The following is a 13,132-nucleotide window of genomic DNA, read 5'->3' as shown; positions in this document are numbered from 1 at the left end:
GCTGCCAATCGGCAGCCTTATTTGTTTCATCTGATCGGTTTTTTACGCAAAGTTAAACACGTATTTATCCATCATATTCACCATGCGGCCAATCTCTGGCTTGGTAATCGTATCATTTGCGCCAAGAGATAGTGCTTTCGCTCGGTTATCCTCACTCATCAATGACGAGAACATAATGATCGGCATTTCATGAAACGCTTCGGTATCTCGTAGTCTCTTCACTAAGTGCATACCATCCATTCGAGGCATTTCTACGTCCGTAACCACCGCATCTAATAGCTCTTTAACTGGCAAGTTTTCTTCTTTCGCAACCTCGATCAAGCTCATCAACTTCTCATGCGCCTCACCACCGTCTTTACATGTGATCACATTGTAGCCTGAAGAAGCTAATGTATCTTGGATCAAAGAGCGAATAAATGCTGAGTCATCCACCACCATGATCGTTTTAGCATTACGCTTACCGACCATTCTCTGGTTGAGATCCACCGACTTGTCCCCTTTCACATCGTATTTTTCCATACTCAATTCTGGGTTGATGTCTGCGATGATTTTTTCAAAGTCGAGAATCATGATCAGGTTGCCTTCTTTACGGACAACGGCTACTACACAATCTTGTTCGCCCGCTTCCAAAAACTGACTTGGTGATTCCACATCATTCCAAGAGATGCGATGAATACGCGAAATGCTGTCAATTAAGAAGCCGTTGGTCATTTTGTTGAAATCCGTAACGATTACAAACTTGCGCTCCAGATCTTGTCGTGTTGGTACACCTAACCAACCAGCTAAATCCACTAAAGGCGTCAGTACATCTCTGGATGAGAACACACCAATCATATGAGGTTGTGCGTTTGGATAATCGGTTGTTTCTGGCACGCGAATCACTTCTCGTACTTTCGCAACGTTAATGCCGTAATAACAAGTTTTTGTGCTGCCATCTGGCAATGTTTTTTCTAAATGAAACTCGATGATTTCAAGCTCATTGGTACCACTTTCTGTCAAAATGGTGCTGGTTACGTTACTCATAAAGCCAATTATCCAACCAAAAATACGCATCAGAAAAAGTTTGATGCAAACGCCATGAGAAGCCATTCTCTGGCTAAAAATCCAAAAGTCCTTTTTAGTCGTTACAACAAAATTTGTAAACCATCAAAAGGACGGCTAACGCACATTTCCATACCAAACCATGTAAAATTGTCTCATTTTTGAACACGAAATTATGAGTGGCCAAAGTGCGAATTAACACCTCCACTTTTAGCGGCCGAGTCAATGAAAAGTTTAGAAATAATTTGAAGTGATGTTCAGCGTCAATAGCCAAACCTATCCAACAGATATCAGTGCAAAGTTGGCTAGCGTGCTCATGCCTGGTGTAGAACAAGCTCTCTTCAAGTGGCATGGTATAAAACTGCGCTTGTGAACACGGGTTTAAATCGAAGCGCTAGAGGCATCGCAAGAAAATCTGAAGGCATAGAACACTGAAAGAACACTTTCAGTTTGTTAGTTTTCTGTCAGCGTAAGTTTTAAGCAATCATCCTATCACTAGGTATTTCAATACCTGACATCGCTATTCCCATAATCAAGACACTGATTTTCATTTTTTGAAAGAGTCATTTTCCTTCCTCTTAGCAAGGTTTTTCCTACAATCCTACTCATCCAATTGCGCTGTCGCCTGACGGCACACTAGTTGAAGTATTAGGTGAGGTTCACTTTGAGTAATGTTCTTATTATTGACGCTCAACCATTGTATAGCGAGGCACTTGCTTCTCTTGTTGAACATGCAATCAATGCAGCTGAAGTAATTCAAACTACTGACAGTGCGGAGATTATGGAGCTTGTTCGCAGTAATAAAATTGATTTGATTATTTTAGATGTAGTGCTTGGCGACCGCGATGGTATGCGTTTAGCCAAAAACATTTTAGCGACGGGATATCGTGGCCGACTGTTATTTGTTTCTTCACGCGACTACTCGAGTCTTTCTAAAGCAGCGTACGAAATGGGCGCCAACGGCTTCTTAAGCAAACATGAAACAAGAGAGACCATTATCGACGCAATTGTGAGTGTTTCACGCGGTTACTCAATGTTTAAGTCGACTCACACACCATCGTCGGGTAACGTAACACTTTCAAATCGCGAAGCCATGGTGTTCCATTATCTTGTACAAGGCTACTCAAATAAGAAGATTTCTGAACAACTTTCACTCAGCGCTAAAACAATCAGCACCTACAAAACGCGTATTCTGAAAAAGTACCATGCGGACACGTTGATTGAACTTCTGCATACTATTCCTCAGTCAGAAAACATTGAGTTTTGCCGCTAAGCGCTCATGTATTTTGCAATAGCACCGATTAACAACTGGTGCATTGCATCATGTCTTAAGCTTTGCTTCACCTGTACAACCACTTTTGGCCAGCCATCTGGGTAAAAATGCTCTGGCACTCTTATAAATTTATATCCATCAATTGGCGCCTGATATTCAAGTAATACGGTTGCGGCGCTTTTTTGCTTAATTAGCTTCAATACGCTGCTTACGTTGTCTAGAGCCGCAATACGGTTGATGACCATACCGTGGCTTTCCATTGCACGCTTAACGAGCTGCTCTTTCTCTTTCCAACCGATAATCTCTAACATGATAAAGGGAAGTTTGGCCGCTTCTTCCAGGGTGGTAATTCCCAGCTCTTCAGGGACAACTACCACAGCAGGCGCATAGCCGATGAACTTCTGATAAACAGATTTCGGAACATCCTCGTTGAAGTAATGTAACTGCGCATCCACTTTGCCTAGGATTATCTCTTCTATCGTATACTCTGTAATCGTTGCTATCGAAATGTGCGCCTTGGGAAACAGCGCCATTAAATCCATTGCAAGTAAATGCCCAAATGAGTATTGAGCGGTTTGCGGCAAACAAATGGTGATGTCTTTTTCGTAATTTTCCGGTTCAAACTCATCTCTAATTAGACAAGTTTCAAGCTTCTCGAGTGCATCGGAAATTTTAGGTAATTGACGTTTTAAATAGTCCGTCGGTTCCATGTGGTGAGGATGCCGAATAAACAATTCATCGTTTAGCTGGAGTCGCAATCGGGCAAGGTATTTGCTAATTGACGCTTCGCTCTTCCCCATCGCTTTCGCAACGGGCTTGAGCTGACGGTGCTTATCCAGTAAGACAAGTATTTTAAGTAAGTTTAAGTCGAGATCTTTGTTCACGTGCGACACCAGATGTAAGGTCGAGAATAAATAGAGCAATCACTATTTGTTGACTGCTCTAATATAAAAGACCACTCATTCTGTTTGGTCAAATTAATCAAACAGTTATGTCATGGTTATGTTCCGTAACTTTGCATTTAGTCAATACCAGACCTGCTTAATGGGACTTTTGTCTGTGTTTTTTCATCTCATAGAGATCTTCATCTGCACGTACAATAACGTCCTGAAGCGTTTCGTGTAACTCATTCGCCGCGATACCAGTACTCACACTAACTTCGATATCCAAGGTCTTTAGTCGGTTATCTTTAACGACACTACGAAGCTTCTTCGCCAATATTGAAGATTGGCTGATACTGCAACCTGGCAGAATCGCAACAAACTCATCACCACCAGTTCGAACTAGATAATCACTATTTCGAAACACTTTAGACATAGCATCAGCAATAATCCCAATAACTTCGTCCCCTACATGGTGACCGTAATGGTCATTGATTCGCTTGATCCTATCGCCATCTATTGCAATGACGGAATATGGCGCGGTTTCCAAACGACGTTTGAATTCGCTATCTTGAAAGACTCTGCGGTTAAACAATCCCGTTAAATCATCTTTCGTCACGTTCGTCAGTGCTTTCGCGAGGCGAAGTTTGCTCTCTTTAGATTCATAAGCTTTGTTGTAATACGCTAAAGTTACGAAAAAGAAGATGATAAACAAGAACACATAATCCAGTACAATTTTACTGAATGGGTACATGTAAACAATGAGATTGTTGTTGTCTGCGACATATGATTGGGTGTACGCGAATGATGGAAAGGGGTAGCCAGCGAAGTAAATCACCATTTGCTTGTTCCCATTCGCTATTTGAACATCCACCGCTTTCCCATCATTATAAAGCGGCGAGAGGTACAATTGTTCCGAAAACTCTCCCACTAACTCACCTTGAAAGTAAACCGGACTCATGATGCTTATCGCCATGTCATCGGAGTATGTCGTTTTAAATGGTAGGGAAAACAATACCCGGTCCGTCAGTTGCTCTTTCCACGCAGCTAACACACAAGAATAATTACTTTTACACCAATCAACATCAAATGTGGCTTTCACTCCCTCTAACGCTTCAATCGGTCTCTCTAAGATGAGTTTGTTTCCAGTATAAGAACGAAAATACATAACGGCATTTTGTCGATTGAACGCATTTGATAAATACGCTTCAGCCTGATGAAGCGATTTCCGTGCAACAGATTCAACGTAATTGAGTTTTTCATAAGGTGACAGGGAGTAAATCGCATCTTGAAAGCTCAGCTCTGTTTGCGCTTCTACTTCACTCACGCTCATGCCTTTGTATTGCTCGAGCTGCGCTTCCGTCAATAGCCCCATGAGAATTACTTTTTGTTTTATTTTGGCTAAATTATTCGCGTAAGTGTTGAACTGCTTTACTTCATAAGAAATTAACACCGCACCAATCATTGTGACAGAAGTGACGAATAGTAATGTTGCGATGAAAAGAGACAACGCGATACTTTTAAGTGTCATGATGCGGTCTTACGCCCCCGCCACTCTTGTTAGCTCAACAATGTTCTTTACGTTAAATTTATCCAATAGACGGCGTTTGTATGTGCTGACTGTTTTATCACTTATTGATAGCACTGAAGCGATTTCTCTATTGGACTTTCCTTGTAATAAATACTTCATTACTGCACTTTCTCTGCTTGAAAGTTGTGGGATTTCTCGAACGCTGTTAACAACTTGCTTAAATTTGAAGAAGGTATACCCCTTCTCTACCGCTTCTATCGCGTCTTTAAGAATGTCGTGATTTTCCGATTTACACACATAGCCATCAGCGCCAGAACGAAAAGCCATTTGGCTGTACATTTGGCTAGTTTCAGCGGAGAAGAAAATGACTTTGCCTTCATAACCATGGGATTTGATACGTTTGTAGAAATCAAACCCATCGCAATCTGCCAAGTTCACATCTAAGATCAACAGTTGAATTTCTTCCTTTTTCAATATTTGTAATGCCATCTTCGCTGATGTTGCAGTAAATACCCCATTTGTTTTCCCTAACTCTTCCAACAATGACTTGATTGCAACACAAACGAGAGGATGATCGTCAAAGATCAAGTAATTCAATTTATTCATATCTTTCATTTAGTATGGTTATGGCTTCTAGTGGCATGGGTTTATCAATGTAGAAGCCTTGGCAAAGATCAATCCCATACTCACGTATCGCTTGCAGTGTGACTTCGTCTTCAATACCTTCCGCGACCAGTCGTATATTCAAACTTTTCGCTAACGCGCAAATAGCAACAACGATGTTGCGTTTTTTGATGTCGCATTCGACACCTTGTACAAACGAACGATCGATTTTTAACTCGTTGAATGGCAGTTGAGCCAGTTTTTCAAACGTCGATGACCCCGTGCCAAAATCATCTATTGAGACAGTGACACCGTTCATCCTCAACTTGAGTAAATTCTTGTACAGGGACGCGCTAGTCTGAAATGTATCTCGCTCTGTAATTTCAATGGTGATTTGTGATGGGTCAATTTCGCTCTCTAAACATTGCTGTAAAAAGTAATGAGAGAACGCCGTATCTTCTAAGTTTTCATGGTCTACATTGATGGATACGTTTTGCGTCAATCCGCGGTGTTTCATGTCATAGATAACATTACTCAATACAGCTTGAAACAACTCTCCAGAAAGGCGGCAACGCTCTACAATTGGCAAAAAATAATGAGGGGGTAACACACCATAAATAGGATGATTCCAACGCGCGAGCGCTTCATACCCAAGCACTTCCCCACTTTGCACATCGACTAAAGGCTGGTAATAATTTTTCACTCGCCCTTCAGCCAGAGCAAACAGGAATTCTTGATCTTCCACTTCAATAGGTTGAGCAAAGCTGACTTGTTTCGCTTTTTCATCTTTTATTTTACCCAACAAATCAACGACTTCATTTTCATCGTATGGCTTAGGCAGCTTCCCTAATACTTCAAAGCTAAATCCCTCGCACATGGCTCTTACCGCAGAAATAATGGTCAATTCCATTGCACTGACCAGTACAACTTGCCCCTGGTACTGGACTTTATCGAGCATTTCCATCATATCGATGCCGTCTTTTCCGGGCATTTGGATATCACAAAAAATTACGTCAAAATGTTGTTCCTGCACACTCTGAATAGCGGCATCCACACAGTTAAAAGGGATGACTTGCGCGCAATAGCGATCCAATATTTGCGTAAGTATTGTGGTTTGTAGCGGATGGTCATCAATCACCATCACATTAAATTGTGTATTCATTTGTCTCTACCCAATAGTTTATGTTTTCGATCTCCTGCTCGATTCGTAAAATTAGCTCCGCTGTTCGCCTGTCAAACTCCGCAGCAGTAACTCGTTCTGCCTCAATGCAAAGCTCAGTCAGCATGCTTACCCCTATCGCCCCAACCGCTCCTTTGATGCCATGAATGACCCGTTTTTTGTCTCGCTCAGTCGATGCGGCGTTTAAGTTTTTTATATCTGTAGACATTGATTGACTAAACACGCGCGCAATCTCTTTTGCGTCCTGTGCTTTGAACCGTTTAATCCAGCCGGGCAGCCTACCCCTCTCTTTTTCGCCAATAAATGGAATCAAAACGGTTTTTAATTGATTAAGGTCATAGGGCTTGTAGAGCACATCATCAATGCCGATATCCTGTGTGCGCTCAATGGCAAGACGAGCATCTTCTGCTGTCACACCGATGATTGGAATTGCTTTAAATTCGGAGTTTTTCACGTGCCTAACAAGCTCATAGCCATCCATTTCTGGCATATGAAAATCGGTCAGCAGCAACACAACGTTTTCATCTTGGTTGATGTATTCCCATGCTTCGCGGCCGTTATTCACAATGACAGGTTCGATTCCAAGTTCATGAAGCTGCATTGCTATCACACTTTGGTTAATGGGATTATCTTCTGCGACCAGTACCGTGCCGAGAACCCAAGAAACCACTTCTTGATTTACGTCACTAAGCTTGGTTTCTTGCTGCGTTTGGCTGAGCAAATTGAACAATGTATCTGGATATTGAATCTCTCTTAGCGTAAGACTGCCAAGTACCCTTTGTTCGTCACGCAGCATTAGGCCATTAAAACTGGCATCGCTGTCGTGTATAGGGTGAAGGTTCGCCACCATTGTTTTTAACGTCGCTGGACGCATTTTCCACGCGTCACACCACTGGCGAATATTAAGTGGTAAGCTCTCGCTATACGTCCAGTTCAAACAAACGTCTGGCTCAGAGTCGCAATGCTCAATTGGCAGTCTGACAGTAATCGTCGTGCCCAAGCCAAATTGTGAATCGATGCAGAGCACGCCGCCCATGCAGTCGATCAATCGGTCAACAATGCTTAGCCCCAATCCAGTACCGCCATATTTACGCGTAATAGTGTCATCCGCTTGAACAAAAGGATTGAGAATGCCTTCGAGTTGGTCATCCGTCATGCCGATACCTGAATCCGCCACTTTCAAAATAAGCTGCTTTTCATGAAGAATGACACTGATTCCAACCTCTCCTTCGGCAGTGAATTTCACCGCATTGGAGAGCAGATTGGTGGTAATTTGCACCAATCGCAGCGCGTCGATTTCAATGAAAGCATTCGAAAATGGTTTGATTGTCACTTTGTAATCCAAACCTTTCGCAAGCGCTCGTGGTTCAAAGCTTCGAAACACATCGCACAAGGTTTTAAGCAAGTCGGTCTTAACTGGGGCGACGGTTAAGTGCACTGCCTCTAACTTTGAATAATCCAGTACTTCGTCTACTAGCGTATTCAAATGATTGAGCGAGCGTATGGCTTGGGCAATTAACTCGCGATTTGAATCTGCCATCACTTGGCGATTTAGCAAATCGAGGATGCCGTGTGCTGCCGACAATGGCGTTCTTAATTCGTGACTCATGGTTGCCAAAAAGTTTTCGCGCGCACGTACCGCGGTTTGCGCTTCTTTTTGCGCATCGATTAACGCCTGCTCACGTTCTTTTTGCTGGGTAATATCTTGAATAACAGTCAGTACAAACTTGTTCTTACCGCTAGGAGAAGCGATGACTTTGCGTTCTCGATATACATGTTTAATATCAAGTTCACAGCCCGACGAGGCAACCTCTTCTGAAATACGCTTTCCAGCAATAACAGTGGTTAGTTCATCAAAATTATTCACCAGAGGAGCGTGCGCAGAATCACTTTTCAACTTACATTGTTGGCACTGTTTACTGTTGTAGTTGGCACAATTGCTCATCTCCATATGGTTATTTTCACTATGGATAAAAACCAAGCTATTGATCTCTTTGATGATGTCCATCAGCCATTGCTTTTCCGCTTCCTCATTGTCAGCATTAAATTCGGCTAACCTCACTTTAAGTCGCATGTGAGATAAGATGAAATACGTCGCAATTAACATGAGACAGAATATGAATGAACCAGCAACAACAAATGTAGCGATCTGCTCCGCGTCATAGCCATAAGTCAGTTTGAAGCTTCGGTGAGAACGCAGCAGTTTTTCGATCTCGTTAGAATCAATGGTTTCGATGATGCTGTTCAACATGTGTTGCAGTTGTGTATTGTGGTTTGCAACCGCAAATGCATTAGAGAACGTCAAAACGTCCTCCGCATTGATCACCAAGCCATCGACTTGATCTTGTGCAATCATGTTGTGAACGATGTCGTCAGGAATGTAAGCCACATCCAAAACGCCCGATTTCAAATCGGTAAGCAGCTTTTTCAAATCATCATAATGATCAACTTGGCCTCGCTGCCAAGTGCCCAAATGAACTAACCCTTGCTTTTTCAAAGTGAGCAGAATACCCGCTTCTTTCAATGCAGATTTATCGCGCTTGCTCTGCTCCGCTTGGATAGCCACGTAATTACTGTGCATGAATGGTTTAGTGAACAACCAATCTGACTTAGGTAGATCACCCACATAAGAAACGGGGACTATATCAGCATCAAATGCCGTTAATCCATTGGAAAGGCTCGACGTCGGCTTCACATACTTAAAGCTCAAGCCAGTACGAGACTGCAATAAGTCGATGAAGTCTGGAAAGAAACCATCTAACTCGCCCGTTTGCGAATCTCGGTAGAGAAACGGATAAGCTTCGTCACTGCTGCTGTAAGTTATCACTAGTTTGTTTTGATGATTACGTCGGTAATCTACCAATAACTTATCACTGATATGGTAAGGATTTTTCGAGGCGACGGAGCGAATGTTTTTTCCATTTTGCTCCCACTGAAGGATTTTGTTGATGTCATCGATCAGACTTTGTTTGTCCAACGAAGCGATAAAACTCACCTCTTCGTTTTTCAACCAACTGGGAATATCGACAACCCCTTTTACAATGTCATTCAAATCCAAATATTGGGTAATACCAACATAAGTGTAAATCAGCGCGTTCGCTTTACCTCGCTTAACTTCATTAAACGCCTCTAAACGTGTTTTAACGTAATGTATCTTATCGATACCGCGTTCAGTGAGGTTGTCACAATATACACTGCCCTCAACACACACCCATTTAAGATCACGCGCATCACTATCTCGGTAAGTGGCATTCCGATACCAAACAGCGATAGTGCTCGAAAAAAAAGGCATCGAAAACAAGAAACGCTTTTCTCTTGCTGCTGTTTTACTAAATCCAACCGCACCATCAATCCTCTTGCTTTCGACATCCGCAAGTAAAGACGGAATATGCTTGTAAGTCCGAAGTTCTAACTCATAATCCAGAGCTTTAGTAATGTTAGACAAATACTCAAGACTAATTCCGTACGAAGGACCAACGCTACCGTCAAACGAGTCTTTAGCTTCGTCTTGCGCAATAACACCAACGATGACCTTCGGTTTAGGACTCTGTTTGGCAGTTGAGCAAAAAGAACTCGCTAAAAAAATTAAGGCGACGGACGATACCGTAATACTTCTAAGAATACTGAGCATGACTGCTTCCTCTGAATGGAAGCTCAGACTAGTTTTTGTCAGATAAAAGTCAAACTTCGCTCAACAGCGAAATAAAAATAACACTTTGATATAAAAGCAGAAAACCAAAATTCGTCAGAACAATCTGACAACACAATCCACCTTTGACTACACAGCGTTTGCGTTCGGTCTCTCACCCAGACGGATATTCACTGCGAGTCGGTATATATAAGAGATGTGTGCGCTTAGGTTTGCACGCCATAGCTTTTTACTTTCATCTTGAATGATTCATCATCATTCCATGATAAACTGACGCATTAACATGAAAGAAAGCTCAACTCCGCGGTTTCGAGCAGCTTGAAGTAAACACAGTTTTAGAAAATGCGTTCTAGTATTGTATTACTCAAGATTCACATTGCTACTTTTACAACCGCTGGAGCATTAGAAAAATTAAGGTATTAAATTCAAATGGTTAATAACTCAATCCAGTGGTTTCCTGGCCACATGCACAAAGCACGTAAAGAGATCGAAGAAGCAATCCCTCAAGTGGATGTGATCATCGAAGTACTGGATGCTCGTATTCCTTTCAGTAGTGAAAACCCTTTGATTTCTCAAATCCGTGGTGACAAACCTGTCGTTAAAGTTTTGAACAAACGTGATTTGGCCGATCCAGAGTTAACTCAACTGTGGATTGAGCACTTGGAGCAAGAGCAACATGTAAAAGCAATGGCGATCACGACTTCTGAACCACAAGAAGTGCATCGAATCATGGAGCTTTGTCGCAAACTTGCCCCACACCGAGAAGAAATTGGTAAAAACATTCGCACCATGATCATGGGCATCCCAAACGTTGGAAAGTCGACGATCATTAACACCCTCGCAGGTCGAACAATCGCTGTAACAGGTAACCAACCCGCGGTTACACGTCGTCAACAACGTATCAACCTGCAAAATGGCATCGTATTATCTGATACTCCAGGAATTTTATGGCCAAAAGTGGAAAATCCACACAGTGGCTTCCGCCTTGCGGCTACCGGCGCGGTAAAAGATACAGCGATGGAATATGACGAAGTCGCATTCTATACCATTGAATACCTAGCAGCTCATTATGCAGACAAGCTTAAAGAGCGTTATCAAATTGAAGAGCTTCCAGAATCAGATATCGAGATCATGGAAGAAATTGGTCGTCGCCGCGGTGCACTACGTGCAGGTGGACGTGTTGACTTGCACAAAGTATCAGAGATCTTATTGCACGAACTTCGTCAAGGCACTTTGGGCCAAATTACATTAGAACGCCCAGAAATGATCACTCAAGAGCTGATTGAAGTCGAGATTGAGACCGCCCGTAAAGAAGAAGAAAAAGCGAAGCGTAAAGAAGAGCGTCGTAAGCGCTATTTACGTAATAAGCGATAAGCTTGTCTCTTATCTACTCATGTTTCAAGGCGCGATTTTCGCGCCTTTTTTGTTATCTAATGCGCCCATTTTTTTCACTTTTCAAACTTTATATTCCTCATCCAAAATCCCAGATATGAAGCACGAAAAAACACCGCAAAATCGCCGTATAAACTTTAAGCACAAACTAGTTTAGACCCCGGGCCCCTATAGAGTTACAGCCACCATCCAACCCTCAAATGTCGAGTTTGCAAGGGTCTGCAAACTTATGCAACCTGGTTAGTGACACTCTCCCCAAAATCCGCAATATGAATAAGTGTCAGCGCTGGCGTTTTTCCATATGAAGAAGAGATTTATTATGAGTGAAACTATACAAAGCAAACCACTTCCCTCCTTTATCGAGGAACGCCTAGATTTTTATATTCAAGATCTAATCGAACCGAATGAGAACAAAAAACACCTTGTTCTTGGTAAACGCCCACCGTGTAATGCCGTTGTCCTGCAAAGCAATGATTACCTTGCACTGTCTCATAATAAGGAGATTCAAAACGCGCATCGTGATGCGATTTCCCAGCACGATGACAACGTCGTGATGTCCGCGATTTTCTTACAAGACGATGAATCGAAACCTGTATTTGAAACGCAACTAGCCAGTTTCGTTGGTATGCCTAGTTGTCTACTTTCTCAATCTGGTTGGGCTGCGAATGTCGGTTTATTGCAGACTATTTGTGCACCGAACATACCTGTGTACATTGATTTCTTTGCACATATGTCTTTGTGGGAAGGCGCACGTATTGCCGGAGCACAAATTCATCCGTTCATGCATAACAACACCAGTCACCTAAGAAAACAGATTTCACGTCACGGTTCAGGGATCATTGTTGTGGATTCGGTTTACAGCACTATCGGGACCATCGCTCCTCTACGTGATATCTACGAAATAGCACAGGAGTTTGACTGCGGCCTGGTTGTAGATGAATCACACTCTTTAGGTACACACGGTCCACAAGGTGCGGGGATACTGCAGGGTCTTGGCTTAACTCATAAGGTAGATTTTATTACCGTTAGTCTTGCCAAGACATTTGCTTATCGTGCTGGCGCGATTTTAGGCCCAGAAAAACTGGCGAAGACGCTTCCATTTGTGGCGTACCCTGCAATATTTAGTTCTACCGTATTACCGCAAGAGATCATTCGGCTAGAGAAAACACTGGACGTCATAAGAAAATCAGATGATAAGCGAGATATTCTGTTTGAAAGAGCCAAGTCTTTAGCCGTTGGTTTAAAACGCATTGGATTTACTATTCGCAGTGAATCACAAATTATCGCATTAGAATGTGGTAACGAGAGAAACACTGAGCGAGTCCGCGACTTTCTCGAAGAGCGAAATGTTTACGGCGCAGTGTTTTGCCGCCCTGCAACTGGAAGGAACAAAAACATCATCCGTTTTTCAGTCAATGCAGACATGACAGCTGCTGAAGTTGATCATGTACTCACTGTCTGCCAACAAGCATTTGCACACCCTGACTTAGAGTTTGTGTAAGTTAGTGTGTAGATAAAACTAAAGAGCTCAACAGTTTTGCTGAGCTCTTTATTCGTGTTATTCGTTGTGAGCAACTCGCCT

The 13,132-nt window shown here is 42.5% G+C and carries 9 protein-coding genes; 3 read left to right on the top strand and 6 right to left on the bottom strand.

Translation table 11 applies throughout. The annotated features are described in order from the left end of the window. Positions 1–42: 42 nt before the first annotated feature. Positions 43–1,023 carry a chemotaxis protein gene (locus R8N46_RS06785; protein WP_025998672.1) on the bottom strand — a complete coding sequence of 327 codons (981 nt, stop codon included), beginning with the start codon at positions 1,021–1,023 and terminating at the stop codon, positions 43–45. Between the two features lie 682 nt (positions 1,024–1,705). Here R8N46_RS06785 and R8N46_RS06780 point away from each other — a divergent pair. After that, positions 1,706–2,314 carry a response regulator transcription factor gene (locus R8N46_RS06780; RefSeq protein WP_213972209.1) on the top strand — a complete coding sequence of 203 codons (609 nt, stop codon included), beginning with the start codon at positions 1,706–1,708 and terminating at the stop codon, positions 2,312–2,314. On the opposite strand, the gene R8N46_RS06775 is transcribed toward R8N46_RS06780, so the two are convergent. From R8N46_RS06775 to R8N46_RS06755, 5 genes are all read right to left on the bottom strand, one after another. Then, positions 2,311–3,198: a LysR family transcriptional regulator gene (locus tag R8N46_RS06775; RefSeq protein WP_017635345.1), complete on the bottom strand. Its 888-nt coding sequence runs from the start codon at positions 3,196–3,198 to the stop codon at positions 2,311–2,313. The genes R8N46_RS06780 and R8N46_RS06775 overlap by 4 nt on opposite strands. Before the next feature lie 157 nt (positions 3,199–3,355). After that, positions 3,356–4,726: a GGDEF domain-containing protein gene (locus tag R8N46_RS06770; protein WP_053349159.1), complete on the bottom strand. Its 1,371-nt coding sequence runs from the start codon at positions 4,724–4,726 to the stop codon at positions 3,356–3,358. A 9-nt stretch (positions 4,727–4,735) separates the two neighbouring features. After that, positions 4,736–5,332 (bottom strand): response regulator transcription factor, encoded by a 597-nt coding sequence (locus tag R8N46_RS06765; protein WP_053349160.1) that lies wholly within the window; start codon positions 5,330–5,332, stop codon positions 4,736–4,738. Then, positions 5,325–6,491 (bottom strand): EAL domain-containing protein, encoded by a 1,167-nt coding sequence (locus tag R8N46_RS06760; protein ID WP_017821555.1) that lies wholly within the window; start codon positions 6,489–6,491, stop codon positions 5,325–5,327. Before R8N46_RS06760 ends, R8N46_RS06765 begins: the two co-directional genes overlap by 8 nt. Then, positions 6,475–10,140, bottom strand: coding sequence for an ATP-binding protein (locus R8N46_RS06755; RefSeq protein ID WP_318098283.1), 3,666 nt, complete (start codon positions 10,138–10,140; stop codon positions 6,475–6,477). Before R8N46_RS06755 ends, R8N46_RS06760 begins: the two co-directional genes overlap by 17 nt. A 447-nt stretch (positions 10,141–10,587) precedes the next feature. Between R8N46_RS06755 and ylqF the strand changes: the two genes are divergently transcribed. Together ylqF and cqsA are read left to right on the top strand one after the other, a co-directional pair. Then, positions 10,588–11,532 carry a ribosome biogenesis GTPase YlqF gene (gene ylqF, locus R8N46_RS06750; RefSeq protein ID WP_005376521.1) on the top strand — a complete coding sequence of 315 codons (945 nt, stop codon included), beginning with the start codon at positions 10,588–10,590 and terminating at the stop codon, positions 11,530–11,532. Positions 11,533–11,869: 337 nt separating this feature from the next. Continuing rightward, positions 11,870–13,051 carry an alpha-hydroxyketone-type quorum-sensing autoinducer synthase gene (cqsA, locus tag R8N46_RS06745; RefSeq protein WP_017635350.1) on the top strand — a complete coding sequence of 394 codons (1,182 nt, stop codon included), beginning with the start codon at positions 11,870–11,872 and terminating at the stop codon, positions 13,049–13,051. The last annotated feature ends 81 nt before the right edge of the window (positions 13,052–13,132 follow it).

This window comes from Vibrio sp. 1874 (assembly GCF_033344395.1).
Lineage (GTDB): Bacteria > Pseudomonadota > Gammaproteobacteria > Enterobacterales > Vibrionaceae > Vibrio > Vibrio alginolyticus.
This window is presented reverse-complemented; position numbering and strand designations above follow the sequence as displayed.